This is a genomic window from Janthinobacterium sp. BHSEK, from assembly GCF_056174685.1.
The window spans coordinates 59,722-76,824 of record NZ_JBWBYV010000058.1 but is presented as its reverse complement, the minus strand read 5'-3'; the positions used below and the strand labels follow the sequence as shown (position 1 = coordinate 76,824).

Genomic DNA, 17,103 nt, shown 5'->3' with positions numbered 1-17,103 from the left:
TAGAACCATGAAATTGATGAAACAACTGCTGGCGATGGTCACCATCGCCTTTGCCACCGCCGCCCAGGCCGCTCCTGCCGTCGAAGCGCCGGATGTCCTGGTCAAGCGCATCAGCCAGGACGTGATCGACACGGCCAAGAACGACAAGGCCATCCAGGCAGGCGATATCAAGCGCGTCACCGAATTGGTGGAAAGCAAGATCTTGCCGTACGTGGATTTCCAGCGTATGACCTCGCTGGCAGCGGGCCGTCACTGGCGCGACGCCACGCCCGACCAGCAAAAGCAGCTGGCCGCGGAATTCCGCACGCTGCTGATCTACACGTACTCGGGCGCCCTGTCGCAGATCAAGAACGAAACCGTGGAATTCAAGCCGCTGCGCGCCGACCCTAGCGACACGGAAGTGGAAGTGCGTTCGCAGGTCAACGTGGCGCGCGGCGAACCCGTGCCCCTGAACTACCGCGTGGCGAAAACCCCGTCCGGCTGGAAGATCTATGACATCAACGTGCTGGGCGCGTGGCTGGTGGAAACCTACAAAAGCAGCTTTGCCAGCGAGATCAGCAAGGGCGGCATCGATGGTCTGATCAAGACCTTGCAGGCAAAAAACAAGGCCCTGGCCAGCCGTCCCGCTGCCAAAGCCAAATAATCGGCTATCATATAGCTCCTGACCCAGCTCCAGACCAGCGCAGCCCGACGCCATGCCCGATTCTCTCGACACCTTGCAGTCCCTGACTTCCCTGACCGTGCACAATGCCACTTCGGCATTGGAGCAGGGTCTGGACGCCATCCGCTCGGGTCAGACGAAGTTCGACCTGCGCAACGTCAAGGCCGTCGATTCGGCCGCCGTGTCCGTCATGCTGACGTGGCAGCGCGCCGCGCAGGAGGCGGGCGCCGTGCTGGAGCTGAAAAACCTGCCGAACAACCTGAAGAACCTCACCAAGCTGTATGGCGTCTGCTCGCTCGTCTCGAGCACCTTGACGGCCGACGACTGCGCCAGCGCCGGCGGCCACGCCGAACGCAGCCCGTCCGACCTGCATCATCATTGATCCTGTCCCACTCCCCGCATCAGCAGTAGCTTTCAAGCCGGCAGACCAGCAGCGCCGCCGGATTGATCTCCAAGTGTTCCACGAATTTTCCAACTATAATTGACTGTTGCGCCGTCCTCGCCTGAAGGTGGCGCCCTGCACCGGCCTGCCGGCCTGGATGTCTCCGGCAACTGGCGCATCACACCAGACGCATTACACTTGAAACAAGCACATGACCGCAATTCAAATAACGAATGTAGAAAAGAGCTATAAATCGCTCAAGGCGCTGGGCGGCGTGTCGCTGGCCATCGAAGAAGGCGAGTTCTTTGGCCTGCTCGGCCCGAATGGCGCCGGCAAGACCACCCTCATTTCCATCATCGCCGGCCTGATACGCCCCGACGCGGGCACCGTCAAGATCCACGGCCACGACGTGGTCACGGACTTCCGCAACGCGCGCCGCAACCTGGGGGTGGTGCCGCAGGAACTCGTGTTCGACCCGTTCTTCACCGTGCGCGAAACCCTGCGCCTGCAGTCCGGCTATTTCGGCCTGCCGAACAACGACAAGTGGATCGACGAGGTCATGGAAAACCTCGACCTGACCGGCAAGGCCGACACGAATATGCGCGCCCTGTCCGGCGGCATGAAGCGCCGCGTGCTCGTGGCGCAGGCGCTGGTGCACAAGCCGCCCGTCATCGTGCTCGATGAGCCGACGGCCGGCGTCGACGTGGAACTGCGCCAGACCCTGTGGAAGTTCATCTCGCGCCTGAACCGCGAAGGCGGCCACACGGTCGTGCTGACCACCCACTATCTGGAAGAGGCGCAAGCCATGTGCCAGCGCGTGGCCATGCTGAAGACCGGCAAGGTGGTGGCGCTCGACACCATGTCGGCCCTGATCCGCCGCATCGCCGGCTCGCAGCTGCAGGTGCACCTGAAACACGGCAGCCTGCCGGCCGACCTGCAGCACCTGGTGCTGCACCCGGAAGAACAGCAGGCGCCGAACAAGTTCAGCCTGCGCGTCAATGAATACAGCGAAGTCGAGAAGATCCTCGCCCGCCTGCGCGAAGCGGGCGTCGAAATCGATGAAATGCAATTGCAACAAGCCGACCTGGAAGATATCTTCTTGCAGATCATGGATAAAGGTACCGTATGATTTCGACAGGATTTCGCACCCTCGTCTACAAAGAGACGCTGCGCTTCTGGAAGGTGGCGACGCAAACCGTGGCCGCGCCCGTGCTCACGTCGATGCTGTATTTGCTGGTGTTCGGCCATGTGCTCGACGGCCGCGTCGAGCCGAGCCCCGGCGTCAGCTACACGGCCTTCCTGATTCCCGGCCTGGTGATGATGAGCGTGCTGCAAAACGCGTTTGCCAATTCCTCGTCCTCGCTGATCCAGTCCAAGATCACGGGCAACCTGGTGTTCGTGCTGCTCACGCCCCTGTCGCACTGGGAAATCTTCTCGGCGTATGTCCTCGCTTCCGTCGCGCGCGGCCTGGCCGTGGGCTTTGGCGTGTTTGCCATCACCTGCTGGTTCGCCGACCTGTCGTTTGTCGCGCCGCTGTGGATCGTCATCTTCGCTTTCCTCGGTGCCGCCATGCTGGGCACCATGGGCCTGATCGCCGGCATCTGGGCCGAGAAATTCGACCAGCTGGCCGCCTTCCAGAACTTCCTGATCATGCCGGCCACCTTTTTGTCGGGCGTGTTCTATTCGATCCACTCGCTGCCCGCCTTCTGGCAGACGGTATCGCACCTGAACCCCTTCTTCTACATGATCGACGGCTTCCGCTACGGCTTCTTCGGCACGTCCGACGTCAGCCCCTGGCTCAGTCTTTCCATCGTCGCCGGCTTCCTCGTGATCCTGGCGCTGGCATCGATCCGCCTGCTGAAAAGCGGCTATCGTTTGCGCCATTGATTGCGGCACATCACATCACTACATTATTCAATATCAAGGACTTATCGTGACCACCACTCCAGAACTGATCCACGGCTACCTGTCGGCCGGCCTCGAATGCACGCACCTCGAAGTGGAGGGCGATGGCCAGCACTTCCAGGCCGTGATCGTTTCGCCCGCGTTTGCCGGCAAGCGCCTGATCCAGCGCCACCAGATCGTCTACGCGGCCCTGGGCGACCGCATGCGCGAGGAAATCCACGCGCTGTCGATGAAAACCCTGACACCTGAAGAATTCCAAGGATAAGCACATGGACAAGCTCCTCATCAACGGCGGCAACCGCCTGAACGGCGACATCGCCATCTCCGGCGCGAAAAACGCCGCCCTGCCCATCCTGTGCGCGGGTCTCTTGACCGCGGGCGACCTGGACCTGACGAACGTGCCGCATTTGCACGACGTGGCCACCATGCTCAAATTGCTGGGCCAGACGGGCCTGAAAGTGCAGCAGGACGGCGACCGCGTGGTCCTCAACGGCAGCGCCATCACCACCCTGGAAGCGCCGTATGAACTGGTGAAAACCATGCGCGCCTCGATCCTCGTGCTGGGCCCCATGCTGGCACGCTTCGGCGAAGCCAAGGTCTCGCTGCCGGGCGGCTGCGCCATCGGTTCGCGCCCCGTCGACCAGCACATCAAGGGCCTGGAAGCGCTGGGCGCCGAGATCCGCATCGAAGCGGGCTACATCTACGCCAAGTGCGCCAAGCTGAAAGGCGCGCGCATCGTCACCGACATGATCACCGTCACCGGCACCGAAAACCTGCTGATGGCCGCGACCCTGGCCGAAGGCGAGACCATCCTGGAAAACGCCGCCTGCGAACCGGAAGTGACCGACCTGGCGCACCTGCTGGTGGCCATGGGCGCGAAGATCGACGGCATCGGCACCAGCCGCCTGGTGATCCAGGGCGTGGACGCCTTGCACGGCGCCTCGCACGCGGTGATCGCCGACCGCATCGAAACGGGTACCTTCCTGTGCGCCGTGGCGGCCACCGGCGGCGACATCACCCTGCGCAACGTGCGCACGGACATCCTCGACGCGGCGCTCGACAAGCTGCGCGCCATGGGCCTGACGATGACCTTCGGCGCCGACTGGATCCGCGCCGAGATGTCGGCCCGTCCGAATCCCGTCAGCTTCCGCACCACGGAATATCCGGGCTTCCCGACCGACATGCAGGCGCAGTTCATGGCCGTCAACACGATCGCCAACGGCGCCAGCCGCGTCACCGAGACGATCTTCGAGAACCGCTTCATGCACGTGCAGGAAATGAACCGCCTGGGCGCCGACATCACCATCGAGGGCAACACGGCCATCATCGCCGGCGTCAAGCAGCTGCGCGGCGCGCCCGTGATGGCGACCGACCTGCGCGCCTCGGCGTCGCTGGTGATCGCCGCCCTGGCGGCCGACGGCGAAACGCTGATCGACCGCATCTATCACCTCGACCGCGGCTACGACCGCATGGAAGTGAAATTGTCGGCAGTTGGCGCCAACATCGTACGCATCAAGTAACGCCTGTCAAAACCTACTGCGCGTCGTGCTTTGCGGCCTGCGATGCTCACTGTACCTTCGTACAGTTGCGCTTCTCGACCACAAATCACTTTCGCTCGCTACGGTTTTGTCAGGTGTTGTAAATCATAAATGAGTAAGGAACGAGCATGAACGGATCGAACAACGGCGACAGCTCCCAGCTGATCCTGGCGCTCTCGAAGGGCCGCATTTTTGAGGACACCATGCCGCTGCTGGAAGCGGCCGGCATCAAGGTGCTGGAAAATCCGGAGACTTCGCGCAAGCTGATTTTGGCCACCAACGATCCGAACGTGCGCGTCATCATCGTGCGCGCCAGCGACGTGCCGACCTACGTGCAGTACGGCGCGGCCGATTTCGGCGTGGCGGGCAAGGATGTCTTGCTGGAACACGGCGGCGAAGGCCTGTACCAGCCGATCGACCTGAATATCGCCTCCTGCCGCATGTCGGTGGCGGTGCAGGCCGGTTTCGACTATGAAAAGGCCGTGCACCAGGGCGCGCGTTTGCGCGTGGCCACCAAGTTCGTGCACACGGCGCGCGAGCATTTCGCCGCCAAGGGCGTGCACGTCGACCTGATCAAGCTGTATGGCTCGATGGAGCTGGCACCGTTGGTCGGCCTGTCCGACGCCATCGTCGATCTGGTCAGCACGGGCAGCACCCTGCGCGCGAACAACCTCGTCGAGGTCGAGCACATCATGGAAATTTCGTCGCGCCTGGTGGTCAACCAGGCGGCATTAAAGCTCAAGCGCGAGCGCTTGCAGCCGATTATCGAGGCGTTTGAACGCGCCTCGCAAGCCTAGACACATTCAGTAGCAGAAAGCCGATTATGCCGATACAGATACGCAAGCTCGATTCAAGCCAGGAAGGTTTCCAACAATCGCTCGACACGCTGCTGGCGTTCGAGGCGGGCACCGATGCAGCGATTGAAACGTCGGTCGCAAAAATCCTGGCCGACGTGAAAACGCGCGGCGACGCCGCCGTCCTGGAGTACACCAACCGTTTCGACCGTATCCCGCATGGCGGCGCGGCGGAAATGGCGGCGTTTGATATTTCGCAATCCGAACTGCAGGCGGCCCTGAACGGCCTGCCGTCGGCGCAGCGCGAGGCGCTGCAGATCGCCGCCCAGCGCATCCGCGCCTTCCACGAACGCCAGCGCGAGGAATTGCGCGGTTTTACTTACACCGAGCCCGATGGCACGGTGCTGGGACAGAAGATCACGCCGCTGGACCGCGTCGGCATCTACGTCCCGGGCGGCAAGGCGGCGTATCCGTCGTCCGTGCTGATGAACGCCATTCCCGCGCACGTGGCGGGCGTGGGTGAGATCATCATGGTGGTGCCGACGCCCGATGGCGTGAAAAACCAGATGGTGCTGGCCGCCGCCGCGATCGCCGGCGTGACGCGCGTGATCACCATCGGCGGCGCGCAAGCCGTCGGCGCGCTGGCTTACGGCACGCAGACGATTGCCGCCGTGGATAAAATCGTCGGCCCCGGCAACGCCTATGTGGCGGCCGCCAAGCGCCGCGTGTTCGGCATCGTCGGCATCGACATGATCGCGGGACCTTCCGAAATCCTGGTGCTGTGCGACGGCACGACGGACCCGGACTGGGTGGCGATGGACCTGTTTTCGCAGGCCGAGCACGACGAACTGGCGCAGGCGATCCTGCTGTGCCCCGACGCGGAATATATCGCGCAAGTGGAGGAGAGCATCGCCAAGCTGTTGCCGACGATGCCGCGCCAGGCCACCATCAGCACCTCGCTGGCCGACCGCGGCGCCCTGATCAAGGTGCGCAGCATGCAAGAGGCGTGCGAAATCGCCAACGCCATCGCGGCGGAGCACCTGGAAATCTCGGCGGACAACCCGCAGCAGTGGGCCGAGCAGATCCGCCACGCGGGCGCCATGTTCCTGGGCCGCTTCTCGTCCGAATCGCTGGGCGACTATTGCTGCGGTCCCAATCACGTGCTGCCGACGTCGCGCACGGCGCGCTTCTCGTCGCCGCTGGGCGTGTACGACTTCCAGAAACGCTCGTCCATCATTCACGTCAGCGAGGCGGGCGCGCAAACCCTGGGCCGCGTCGCCGCCACGCTGGCGTATGGCGAAGGCTTGCAGGCGCACGCGCGCAGCGCCGAACTGCGTCTGAAGCCGCAGCCATGACGACGATGGCGGATCAGCCGGACTGGGTCAACCGGGTCTATTGCGAAGACGCGCTGGCGGGGCTGGCGCGCATTCCCGATGGCTCGGTGGACCTGATCCTGACGGATCCGCCGTACAACCTGGGCAAGGATTACGGCAATGCGTCGGACCAGCAGTCGGTGGCCGATTACCTGCGCTGGACGGAAGAATGGATCGATGCGGCGCTGCCCAAGCTAAAAGCCAACGGCAGCCTGTACATCTTTCTGACCTGGCGCTATTCGCCGGAAATCTTCGTCATGCTGAAACAGCGCATGGCGATGATGAATGAAATCATCTGGGACCGCCGCGTGCCGTCCATGGGCGGCAGCGTGCGCAGCTTTTCATCGGTGCACGACACCATCGGCTTCTTCGTCAAGCGCAAGGATTACTACTTCGACCTTGACGCGGTGCGCATCGCCTACGACGCGGCCACCAAGAAAGCCCGTTCGCGCTCGATCTTCATCGGTGCGAAATGGCTGGAAGTGGGCTACAACCCGAAAGACCTGTGGAGCGTGTCGCGCCTGCACAAGGAACACCCGGAACGGGCCGACCACCCGACGCAAAAGCCGCTCGAAATCATCGAGCGCATGCTCAAGGCCTCGTGCCCGCCGGGCGGCGTGGTGCTCGACCTGTTCATGGGCAGCGGCACCACGGCCCTGGCCGCCAAGCGCTGCGGGCGCGATTTCGTCGGCTTTGAACTCAATCCCGACTACTGCGCCATCATCGAACAGCGCCTGGCGGCCCTCGCGCAGGAGCTGGCAGCACCGGCCGCGACCAAGCCAGCCAAGGCGGCGAAAAAGCCGGCGGCGGTCAGAAAAACGGCTGCCGTGAAAAAGCCGCCCGCCGTGAAAAAAGCGCCGGCCCGCAAGGCGCGCAGCGCCAGCGTGCCGGAAGACGTCGTCATTTAGTCTCCATTTCATTTCATCAGGAGTGTTTGCAGCATGTTTTTCCTCGATCAGTTAATCAGCAACACCGTGCGCGCCGATGTGCGGGCCGTCAAGGGCTACCAGGTCGCCGATGCCAGTGGCTACATCAAGCTCGATGCGATGGAAAACCCGTATCCGCTGCCGCAGCATCTGCGCGAGGAACTGGGCGCGCGCCTGGCCGGCGTGGCGCTGAACCGCTATCCGCCATCGTACGCCAGCCTGCAGGCGGCCATCTGCGCCAATCTGGGCGTGCCCGCCGGCTACGACGTCATGCTGGGCAACGGTTCCGATGAACTCATTTCCATCCTGGCCATGGCGTGCGCCCGCCAGGAGCCGGGCCAGCGCGCCGTGCTGCTGGCACCCGTGCCGGCCTTCGTCATGTATGCGCGCTCGGCGCAGTTTGCCGGCATGGATTTCGTCGGCGTGCCGCTGCAGGCCGACTTCAGCCTGGACATGCCGGCCATGCTGGCGGCCATCGAAGCGCACCGCCCGGCGCTGGTCTTCCTCGCCTATCCGAACAACCCGACGGGCAACCTGTTTGCCACTGCCGACATCGAACGCCTCCTTGCCGCCCTCGGCGACACGGGCATCGCCGTCGTCGACGAAGCCTACGAGCCGTTCGCGCAGCACAGCTTCATGGGCCGCCTGCCCGAATATGAAAACCTGGTGGTGATGCGCACCGTGTCGAAACTGGGCCTGGCCGGCATCCGCCTCGGCTACATGTCGGCCGCGCCGGCCCTGCTGGCGCAGTTCGAGAAAGTGCGTCCGCCGTACAATGTGAATGTGCTGACGCAGGCGGCGGCCGAATTCGCGCTCGAGCACCTCGACGTGCTCAACGCGCAGGCGGATTTGCTCAACAGCGCGCGCGACGACCTGGCACGATGCCTGGCGGAGCTGCCCGGCGTGACGGTCTTTCCCTCGAAGGCAAATTTTCTTCTGATTCGTGTGGCGGATTCCGACGATGTTTGCGCAAAACTGCTTGCCCGCAGGGTTTTAATTAAAAATATGAGTAAAATGCATGCTGCGCTGGCCAATTGCCTGCGCATCAGCGTCAGCACCCCGGAAGAAAATTCCCTTTTTTACGATGCCTTCAAGGCATCCCTCGTTTAGCCTACCGCCAGAGCCTCCCATGAACCGCACCGCAGAAATCACGCGCAACACCAATGAGACGCAAGTTCGCGTCGCCCTCAACCTGGACGGCACGGGCCAGCAAAAGCTCAACACCGGCGTGCCCTTCCTCGACCATATGCTGGACCAGATCGCCCGCCACGGCCTGATCGACCTGGATATCGAAGCGACGGGCGACGTGCATATCGACAACCACCACACGGTGGAAGACGTGGGCATCACGCTGGGCATGGCCGTGGCCAAGGCCATCGGCGACAAGAAGGGCATCCGCCGCTACGGCCACGCGTATGTGCCGCTGGACGAGGCGCTGTCGCGCGTGGTGCTCGATTTCTCGGGCCGCCCGGGCATCGAGTACCACATCCCGTTTACGCGCGCCATGATCGCCGGCTTCGACGTCGACCTGACGCTGGAATTTTTCCGCGGCTTCGTCAACCATGCGGGCGTGACCTTGCATATCGACAACTTGCGCGGCACGAATGCCCACCATCAGTGCGAAACCGTGTTCAAGGCCTTTGGCCGCGCGCTGCGCATGGCTGCCGAGCTCGACGAGCGCGCGGCCGGCATCATTCCATCGACCAAGGGCAGCCTGTAAGCGCCGCGCTCGCTATATTGTAGATTCCGGGATCAAACATGAATAAAATTGTGGTGGTGGATTACGGCATGGGCAATCTGCGCTCGGTAGCGCAGGCGCTGCGTGCCGTGGCGCCGGAAGCCGATGTGCGCATTTCCGGCCTGGCGCAAGACATCGACAGCGCCGACCGCATCGTCTTGCCGGGCCAGGGCGCCATGCCCGACTGTATGCGCAGCCTGCGCGATTCGGGCGTATTGGAGGCGCTGCTGCGCGCCGCCGACAGCAAGCCCGTGCTGGGTGTGTGCATCGGCGAGCAAATGCTGTTCGACGGCAGCGAAGAGGGCGACGCGGCCGGCTTGGGCTTGCTGCCAGGCAAAGTCGTGCGTTTCCAGCTCGACGGCCAGGTGCAGGAAGACGGCTCGCGCTTCAAGGTGCCGCAAATGGGCTGGAACCAAGTGCGGCAAACGGCGTCCCATGTCATGTGGGATGGTATCGCCGACAATGCGTATTTTTACTTTGTGCACAGCTATTTTGCTCAACCTCAAGAGGCCGCGCACACGGTGGGTGAGACTATCTATGGCGCGCCGTTCGCCTGCGCCGTCGCCCGTGATAATATTTTCGCGACACAGTTTCACCCTGAAAAAAGCGCTGCCGCTGGCTTGCAGCTGTACAAGAACTTCGTTCACTGGCAACCTTGACGTTGGTTTTCCGGCTTTTTTTCCGCCCCTCACTCACTTTTAAATCACACTGACCATGCTGCTCATTCCCGCCATCGACCTGAAAGACGGTCACTGCGTACGCCTGAAACAAGGCGATATGGAACTTGCCACCGTATTTTCCGAAGACCCGGCCGAAATGGCCCGCCATTGGCTGATGCAAGGCGCGCGCCGGCTGCATTTGGTCGACCTGAACGGCGCCTTTGCCGGCAAGCCGAAGAACGAGGGCGCCGTGAAAGCCATCCTGAAAGCCGTGCAGGATTTCGCCGCGGAAAACGACATCGAGGAAATCCCCGTGCAACTGGGCGGCGGCATCCGCGACCTCGACACCATCGAGCGCTACCTCGACGCCGGCATCACCTACATCATCATCGGCACGGCGGCCGTGAAAAGCCCCGGCTTCCTGCACGACGCCTGCGGCGCCTTCCCGGGCCACATCATCGTCGGCCTCGATGCCAAGGATGGCAAAGTGGCAACGGATGGCTGGAGCAAGATGTCGGGCCACGAAGTGATCGACCTGGCCAAGAAATTCGAAGCCTACGGCGTCGAATCGATCATCTACACGGACATCGGCCGCGACGGCATGATGGGCGGCATCAATATCGAGGCCACCGTCAAGCTGGCGCAAGCCGTCAAGATCCCCGTCATCGCTTCGGGCGGCCTGCACAACATCGGCGACGTGGAAGCGCTGTGCGCGGTCCAGGCCGAAGGCATCGAAGGCGTGATCTGCGGCCGTTCCATCTATGAAGGCACGATCGACCTGGCGCAGGCGCAGGAACGCGCCGACGAACTGACCGACGCCGCCGTTTAAGCCTGCCCGGCCGGGGCGCGCCTGCGCGTGTCCTGGCCTGGCGACAATCTGGATACCATCATGCTTGCAAAACGTATCATCCCCTGCCTCGACGTGACCAATGGCCGCGTCGTCAAAGGCGTCAACTTCACGGAATTGCGCGACGCGGGCGACCCCGTGGAAATCGCCCGCCGTTATGACGAGCAGGGCGCCGACGAAATCACTTTCCTCGACATTACTGCCTCGAGCGACAACCGCGGTTTGATCTTCGACATCATCGAAGCGGTGGCGTCGCAAGTGTTCATTCCGCTGACCGTGGGCGGCGGCGTGCGCGTGGTGGAAGACGTGCGCCGGCTGCTCAACGCGGGCGCCGACAAGGTCAGCATCAACACCTCGGCCGTGACGAATCCCCAGCTGGTGTACGAGGCCTCGCAAAAGCACGGCTCGCAATGCATCGTCGTCGCCATCGACGCCAAGCAGGTGTCGCCCGGCAAGTGGGAAGTGTTTACCCATGGCGGGCGCACGGCCACGGGCCTGGACGCGTTCGAGTGGGCGCGTAAAATGGAAAGCTTGGGCGCCGGAGAAATCTTGCTCACCAGCATGGACCGCGACGGTACCAAGGTGGGCTTCGACCTGGGCCTGACGCGCGGCGTGTCCGACGCCGTCAGCATTCCCGTGATCGCCTCGGGCGGCGTGGGCGGCTTGCAGGATCTGGTCGACGGCATCAAGGTGGGGCGTGCGGACGCCGTGCTGGCCGCCAGCATCTTCCACTATGGCCAGCACACGGTGCAGGAAGCCAAGCGTTTCATGGCGCAGCAGGGCATCCCCATGCGCCTGGCGTAAAGACAAGCGGACAATATCAGCGGGATAGAAGAACATGCAGAACGGAACCATCGTAGCAAGCAATGCCAAGTGGCTGAAAAAGGTCAAATGGGACGAGCACGGCCTGGTGCCCGTGATCGCGCAGGAAGCGGGCAGCAATGACGTGCTGATGTTCGCCTGGATGAACCGCGACGCGCTGGCGCGCACGGTGGAGCTGGGCGAAGCCGTGTACTGGAGCCGTTCGCGCAAGAAACTGTGGCACAAGGGCGAAGAATCGGGCCATACGCAAAAGGTGCTGGAAATCCGCCTCGATTGCGACGAAGACGTGGTCTTGCTGAAAATCGAGCAAGCCGGCGGCATCGCCTGCCATACGGGCCGCCATTCGTGCTTCTTCCAGAAGTTCGAAGGCGACGAGAAAACGGGCGAATGGCAGATCACCGACCCCGTCCTGAAAGACCCTGAGACGATTTACGCGGAAAGCAAGAGCAAATGAGTGAAACCCTGAAGCGCCTGGCCGCCGTGATCGAATCGCGCAAGCTGGCCAACGGCGGCGACCCCGCCACCTCCTATGTCGCGCGCCTGTTCGCCAAGGGCGATGATGCCATTTTGAAAAAAATTGGCGAAGAAGCGACGGAAACGGTGATGGCCGCCAAGGATGCGCGGCGCGACAACGACCCGTCGAAGGTCCTGTACGAGTGCGCCGACCTGTGGTTCCACTCGCTGGTGATGCTGGCGCAGTTCGACCTGACGCCGCAACAGGTGCTCGACGAGCTGGCGCGCCGCGAAGGCCTGTCCGGCCTCGAGGAAAAGGCGGCGCGCAAGGACGAGTTGCGCGACGCCGGCGAAACAGACAAACACTGACCTACTGGAGCGTGCGTGGATAACTGTATTTTCTGCAAGATTGCTGCAAAACAAATTCCTTCGAGCATCGTGTATGAGGACGACGACTTGCTGGCCTTCAAGGACATCAACCCGGCCGCCCCCGTGCATCTGCTGCTGATCCCGAAGCGCCACGTGGCGACCCTGTCCGATTGCGACGACAGCCATACGGAAACGCTGGGCAAGCTGCTGCGCCTGGCGCCGAAACTCGCTGCCGAGTTCGGCTGCGCCGTCACGTATGACGCCGATGGCACGCCTGCCGGCGGCTTCAAGACCATGATCAACAGCGGTCCGAACGGCGGGCAAGAGGTGTATCACTTGCACATGCACGTGTACGGCGGTCCCCGTCCCTGGCGCGGCCAGCACTGATTTCGCCGCGCGCCGGGTTCGCGTGTATACTACCGGCATTGGTTGACGCTATTCGGGCACCGTCCCGCAAGGAGAATGTGATGGGTTCATTGAGTATTTGGCACTGGGTGATCGTTCTGGTTATCGTGATGCTGGTCTTCGGCACCAAGAAACTGGGCAATATCGGCGGTGATATCGGCAAGGCCGTCAAAGGCTTCAAGGATGGCGTCAAGGGCGACGATGATGCCCCGGCAGCCAATACCCCTCCTGCTGCGCCATCGCAAGTGGCCGACAAAAGCACCATCGACGTCGAAACGAAAGAGAAAAGCAAGTCCTGATAGCGTGGCGGGGCGCTTGCCTCGTCCGGTAACAGCCCTTGTCCGCTTATGATCGATCTCGGTCTCTCTAAAATCGCCATCATCGGCGTGGTTGCGTTGATAGTCATCGGCCCTGAAAAGTTGCCGAGAGTGGCGCGCATGGCCGGCACCCTGTATGGCCGCGCGCAACGCTACCTGAACCAGGTGAAATCCGAAGTCTCGCGCGAAATTGAAATGGAAGAGCTGAAAAACCTGCAGAAGGAAGTGCAGGATGCGGCCCATTCCGTCCAGCAAAGCGTGGAGAAATCCATGCATGGCGTGGAAAATTCGATTTCCGGCAACCTGGCCGAGGTGGAAAACGCCTGGCGCGGTGATTCCAGTTCGTATGAGGGGCATCACGATGCCCATGAAGCCATGCTGCGCGCCACCAACGATGACCTGGCCCGCAAGGCGCGCGAATTCCGCCGCAAGAAACTGGTGCGCAATTCCGCCGTTCCTGGCTGGTACAAGCAGCGCCATGGCGGCAAGCAGCACGTGCAGTCGGCGGCCGCCCGCGTGGCGCGCTTTCGTCCGCGCGCCAGTTCCTCCTCCTTTTACTCATGAGTAGCAAATCCCCGGTGGAAGAAACCTTTATCTCGCATCTGGTCGAGCTGCGCAACCGCCTCGTCAAGGCCTCGATCGGCATCGCCGTCGTCTGCGCCGTGCTGTTTTACTGGCCCGGCCCTTCGCATATCTACGATTTTATCGCCGCGCCGATGATCGCCTCGCTGCCTGCCGGCTCGAAAATGATCGCCACCGGGGTCATCTCGCCGTTCCTGGTGCCGATGAAAGTGACGCTGGTGATCGCCTTCATCGTCGCCTTGCCCTGGGTGCTGTACCAGATGTGGGCGTTTATCGCCCCCGGCCTGTACACGCATGAAAAGCGTTTGATCGCGCCGCTGGTCATCTCCTCGTCGCTGCTGTTCATGGCCGGCGTGGCCTTCTGCTATTTCTTTGTGTTCGGCCGCGTGTTCCACTTCATCAGCGATTTTTCGCCGTCGTCGATCGCGGTAACGCCGGACATCGAAAACTACCTCGATTTCGTCATGTCGATGTGCCTGGCCTTCGGCGCCACGTTCGAGGTGCCCGTGGTGGTGGTGATCCTCGTGCGCATGGGGCTCGTTTCCATCGCGAAACTCAAGGAAGTGCGTCCCTACATCATCGTCGGCGCCTTCGTGATTGCCGCCATCGTCACGCCGCCGGACGTCGTCAGCCAGTTCTCGCTGGCCATTCCGATGTGCCTGTTGTTCGAGCTGGGCCTGCTGGTGGCGCCCATCTTCGTCAAGGCCACCCAGGCGCCGGAAGAAGCATCCTAGACGCGCTACCATACTCGCAGGCAAAAGCCGCTGACCTCCCCCGGGAGCAGCGGCTTTTTCATTGGCGGGAAAGTTGGTGCGCGCTTACTGCAGCATCAGCTTGCTGAGGATGCCCAGGTTGAGCAGGATTAAGGTGCTCATCATCCAGTAGACGTGTTTCATGTCGGCGCCCTGGCGCAAGTCCAGGCGTTCCAGGCGGGCGTTGAATTTTTGCTCCAGGGCATCTATTTTGGTGTCGAGCCTGAGCTCCAGCGCATCGATCTTCACCTCCAGGGCGCTTACTTTGGTATCGACGTTTTGCGCCACCAGCTTGATTTCCCCCAGCAGATTGCGCTCCAGCGCCGCCAGCTCGCCATGCACGACGACGGCAGAGCCCAGTACCTCGCCCAGGGCCGTCGCATGGGCTTCCGCCTGCTGCGTGGGCACGCCCGCCGAGGCGAGGCGTTTGGCGTAATCGAGGGTGTCGAACTGGATGGGCATATGCATGGACGCTCCTGATTCTCACCCTAGCAGAAAAATCGGCAATTGCCAGTGAGGAGTGCGGTGGCGCCTGCCTTCCCGTCAGCTTAATAGACGGGGATGCCGGTGGTTTGCGGCGGCGCAAACGCATGCAAAAAGGGCGCCGCGGCGCCCTTTGCAAGCTGAGGAGGCGTGCGAGTTAATTCATCAATTCCTTGATGACTTTCACGGGCGCGCTGCCGTAGCTGAGGAATTGCTCGTGGAAATCCTTCAGCACGAACTTGTTGCCCAGCGCTTGCTTGCGCTGTTCGCGCAAGTCCATGATTTCGCTGTAGCCGCTGAAATAGCTGGTCAGCTGAACCGAGCTCAACTGCACGCGGCGCCATTTCTCCGTGGCTTCGCGCTTGGTCTGGAAGGCCTGGCGCGTCAGCAGGTCGAGCGCCTGCGCTTCCGTCATGCCCAGCACGTGCACGCTGTAGTCGAGGATCGTGTTGGTGACGCTGCGCAAATTCCATTTCGAATACATCAGCCACATTTCCGGCGCATTGTTGCCATAGCCCGATTCGAGCATCATGCGCTCGCCATACACGGCCCAGCCTTCGATCATGGCGCCATTGCCGAAGATCGATTTGACCAGCGACGGCGACTTGTTGGCGTACACGAGCTGCGTGTAGTGGCCGGGGATGGCTTCGTGGATGTTCAGGATCTGCAAGATCCAGTGGTTGTATTCGCGCAAGCTGCTTTCCGCCTGTTCCGGCGTTTCGCCGTCGAGCGGCGTCACGTTGTAATAGGTGCGGTCCTGCGGGCGGTAGGGGCCGGGCGCCTCGATGCTGGCGCCGGCCACGCCGCGCTGGTAGGCGGGCGTTTCACGCACGACGAGGGGCTTTTTCGGGTCCATCGTCAGCAGGTTGTGGCTGGTCACCCATTCCTGCAATTCCGGGATCTGGCGGCGGATTTCCGGCACGAAGTCGGCGGGGGCCACGTGGTTGCTGGACAGCTTGTCGATCACCATGCCGATCTTCGCCGTGCGGTCCGCCGGCTTGGCCGTGCTGCCCATGGTTTTCACCCACAGCTCGTCGGACAAGGTGTCCATGTGCTCGAGCAGCTTTTCGCGCGCGGCCAGGGCTTTCTGGTACATCTGCTCGGCGCTGACGCTGGCCTGGATATCGTAGGCGAATTTCTGTTCATATAAATCCTTGCCGATGCGGAAGGAGCGCGCATTGCCGTTCTGCGCCAGCGCGGCATCCTGTTCCGTCAGCCAGGCCGCATAGCCTTGCACGGCCGTGCGGGCCGCGGCGATGCGGGCGTTGTACAGCTGTTTTTCCGCCGGCGTCAGGATGGAGCCCTGTGCCGTCTTGTTCAGGTCGTCAAGCACGCTGAGCACGCCGGCGCTCTGGGCGATGGCCAGCTGCGTGTGTTCGCGCGTGGGATTGACGATGCTGGCGCGCGCGGCCGCATAGTATTGCGGCACGCTGGCGATGCGCTTGAGCAAGGTGCGCAGGCGCTGCGGCTGGGACGCGTATTCCGTGTTGAGGATGAAATCGATGGAGCCAGCCACGTTGTACTGGGCGGGATTCCATTCGAATTCGCGGAAGGTGGTCAGATACCAGCGGTCCGATTGCAATTTATTCGTCAGCAAGGCCAGGTCGGTGCGTTGCTTGTCCGACATTTTGCCGGCATTCAGCTTGCCGAACTTGCCCAGCCATTCTTCGATGAAGGCCAGCTGCTTCTGGCGGCTGGCCGCGTCGGGAATGCTCAGGTTGGCGGCGCCATCGTACTTGCCGACCGAAATCGCGCTTTCCGGATCCAGGCGCCACAGGGCCGTGAGGAACTGGCCGCTGAGGTTATTCATGGAGCGGTCGCTGCTGTTCTCGCTGGCGACGGCCGCGACCGTGGCTGCCGTGGCCGCCGTGACGACGGCCGCTTTCTTGCCGACGGTTTTTTTCTTGCTGCTGCTGGTGCCGGCCTTGCCGCTTTTCTGCGGCTTCTTGGCGGCGCTGGCCGGTGTCAGGGTAAAAGCCATCATCAATGCGGCGAGCGCAACTTTATTTTTGATCAGCATAGTTTATCTCTTGAATATTTTGCCGTTTGTTCTCATCAGGAAATAATAAACTGATAATATAAGTAACAAACAACTAT

Annotated in this window: 22 protein-coding genes; 20 read left to right on the top strand and 2 right to left on the bottom strand. The window is 62.2% G+C overall.

The window, feature by feature from the left end:
- Positions 1–7 precede the first annotated feature (7 nt).
- From AC0V2Y_RS19725 to tatC, 20 genes are all read left to right on the top strand, one after another.
- Positions 8–643 carry an MlaC/ttg2D family ABC transporter substrate-binding protein gene (locus tag AC0V2Y_RS19725; RefSeq protein WP_475416704.1) on the top strand — a complete coding sequence of 212 codons (636 nt, stop codon included), beginning with the start codon at positions 8–10 and terminating at the stop codon, positions 641–643.
- A 52-nt stretch (positions 644–695) separates the two neighbouring features.
- Positions 696–1,043 (top strand): STAS domain-containing protein, encoded by a 348-nt coding sequence (locus tag AC0V2Y_RS19720; RefSeq protein ID WP_475416703.1) that lies wholly within the window; start codon positions 696–698, stop codon positions 1,041–1,043.
- Positions 1,044–1,254: 211 nt separating this feature from the next.
- A complete protein-coding gene (locus tag AC0V2Y_RS19715; protein ID WP_475416702.1) occupies positions 1,255–2,172 on the top strand; it encodes an ABC transporter ATP-binding protein in 918 nt (305 codons plus the stop codon).
- Positions 2,169–2,930 carry an ABC transporter permease gene (locus AC0V2Y_RS19710; protein ID WP_076569463.1) on the top strand — a complete coding sequence of 254 codons (762 nt, stop codon included), beginning with the start codon at positions 2,169–2,171 and terminating at the stop codon, positions 2,928–2,930. The genes AC0V2Y_RS19715 and AC0V2Y_RS19710 overlap by 4 nt, the downstream gene beginning before the upstream one ends.
- 46 nt (positions 2,931–2,976) lie before the next feature.
- Positions 2,977–3,213, top strand: a complete 237-nt coding sequence (locus AC0V2Y_RS19705) for a BolA family protein (RefSeq protein WP_034753824.1) — start codon at positions 2,977–2,979, stop codon at positions 3,211–3,213.
- A 4-nt stretch (positions 3,214–3,217) separates the two neighbouring features.
- Positions 3,218–4,468, top strand: coding sequence for a UDP-N-acetylglucosamine 1-carboxyvinyltransferase (gene murA / locus AC0V2Y_RS19700; protein ID WP_076569461.1), 1,251 nt, complete (start codon positions 3,218–3,220; stop codon positions 4,466–4,468).
- Between the two features lie 146 nt (positions 4,469–4,614).
- Entirely contained in the window at positions 4,615–5,283 is a 669-nt protein-coding gene (hisG, locus tag AC0V2Y_RS19695; RefSeq protein WP_070219646.1) for an ATP phosphoribosyltransferase, read from the top strand.
- Between the two features lie 26 nt (positions 5,284–5,309).
- Positions 5,310–6,635: a histidinol dehydrogenase gene (gene hisD, locus AC0V2Y_RS19690; RefSeq protein ID WP_475416701.1), complete on the top strand. Its 1,326-nt coding sequence runs from the start codon at positions 5,310–5,312 to the stop codon at positions 6,633–6,635.
- Positions 6,632–7,561, top strand: coding sequence for a DNA-methyltransferase (locus AC0V2Y_RS19685; RefSeq protein ID WP_475416700.1), 930 nt, complete (start codon positions 6,632–6,634; stop codon positions 7,559–7,561). Before hisD ends, AC0V2Y_RS19685 begins: the two co-directional genes overlap by 4 nt.
- A 33-nt stretch (positions 7,562–7,594) precedes the next feature.
- Positions 7,595–8,689: a histidinol-phosphate transaminase gene (hisC, locus tag AC0V2Y_RS19680; RefSeq protein WP_475416699.1), complete on the top strand. Its 1,095-nt coding sequence runs from the start codon at positions 7,595–7,597 to the stop codon at positions 8,687–8,689.
- Between the two features lie 19 nt (positions 8,690–8,708).
- The gene (hisB, locus tag AC0V2Y_RS19675; protein WP_010402123.1) at positions 8,709–9,299 is read left to right on the top strand and encodes an imidazoleglycerol-phosphate dehydratase HisB; all 591 of its coding nucleotides are present in this window, start codon (positions 8,709–8,711) and stop codon (positions 9,297–9,299) included.
- Positions 9,300–9,337: 38 nt separating this feature from the next.
- A complete protein-coding gene (gene hisH / locus AC0V2Y_RS19670; protein WP_475416698.1) occupies positions 9,338–9,976 on the top strand; it encodes an imidazole glycerol phosphate synthase subunit HisH in 639 nt (212 codons plus the stop codon).
- A 55-nt stretch (positions 9,977–10,031) separates the two neighbouring features.
- The gene (gene hisA, locus AC0V2Y_RS19665) at positions 10,032–10,805 is read left to right on the top strand and encodes a 1-(5-phosphoribosyl)-5-[(5-phosphoribosylamino)methylideneamino]imidazole-4-carboxamide isomerase (protein WP_475416697.1); all 774 of its coding nucleotides are present in this window, start codon (positions 10,032–10,034) and stop codon (positions 10,803–10,805) included.
- 60 nt (positions 10,806–10,865) lie between these two features.
- Positions 10,866–11,627 (top strand): imidazole glycerol phosphate synthase subunit HisF, encoded by a 762-nt coding sequence (hisF, locus tag AC0V2Y_RS19660; RefSeq protein WP_034753845.1) that lies wholly within the window; start codon positions 10,866–10,868, stop codon positions 11,625–11,627.
- 34 nt (positions 11,628–11,661) lie between these two features.
- A complete protein-coding gene (hisI, locus tag AC0V2Y_RS19655; RefSeq protein WP_070219635.1) occupies positions 11,662–12,099 on the top strand; it encodes a phosphoribosyl-AMP cyclohydrolase in 438 nt (145 codons plus the stop codon).
- Positions 12,096–12,467, top strand: a complete 372-nt coding sequence (locus tag AC0V2Y_RS19650; protein WP_034753849.1) for a phosphoribosyl-ATP diphosphatase — start codon at positions 12,096–12,098, stop codon at positions 12,465–12,467. The genes hisI and AC0V2Y_RS19650 overlap by 4 nt, the downstream gene beginning before the upstream one ends.
- A 15-nt stretch (positions 12,468–12,482) precedes the next feature.
- Positions 12,483–12,854, top strand: a complete 372-nt coding sequence (locus AC0V2Y_RS19645) for a histidine triad nucleotide-binding protein (RefSeq protein WP_475416696.1) — start codon at positions 12,483–12,485, stop codon at positions 12,852–12,854.
- An 80-nt stretch (positions 12,855–12,934) separates the two neighbouring features.
- Entirely contained in the window at positions 12,935–13,171 is a 237-nt protein-coding gene (tatA, locus tag AC0V2Y_RS19640) for a Sec-independent protein translocase subunit TatA (RefSeq protein ID WP_046683197.1), read from the top strand.
- Positions 13,172–13,219: 48 nt separating this feature from the next.
- Positions 13,220–13,753: a Sec-independent protein translocase protein TatB gene (tatB, locus tag AC0V2Y_RS19635; RefSeq protein WP_475416695.1), complete on the top strand. Its 534-nt coding sequence runs from the start codon at positions 13,220–13,222 to the stop codon at positions 13,751–13,753.
- Positions 13,750–14,505, top strand: coding sequence for a twin-arginine translocase subunit TatC (gene tatC, locus AC0V2Y_RS19630; RefSeq protein WP_035823092.1), 756 nt, complete (start codon positions 13,750–13,752; stop codon positions 14,503–14,505). The genes tatB and tatC overlap by 4 nt, the downstream gene beginning before the upstream one ends.
- An 84-nt stretch (positions 14,506–14,589) precedes the next feature.
- Here the strand turns inward: tatC and AC0V2Y_RS19625 are convergent, their stop codons facing one another.
- Together AC0V2Y_RS19625 and AC0V2Y_RS19620 are read right to left on the bottom strand one after the other, a co-directional pair.
- On the bottom strand, positions 14,590–14,991 hold the full coding sequence (locus AC0V2Y_RS19625; RefSeq protein ID WP_475416694.1) for a hypothetical protein: 402 nt from the start codon (positions 14,989–14,991) through the stop codon (positions 14,590–14,592).
- 172 nt (positions 14,992–15,163) lie between these two features.
- Complete coding sequence (locus tag AC0V2Y_RS19620) at positions 15,164–17,023, bottom strand: DUF885 domain-containing protein (protein WP_475416732.1); 1,860 nt, start codon at positions 17,021–17,023, stop codon at positions 15,164–15,166.
- Positions 17,024–17,103 lie beyond the last annotated feature (80 nt).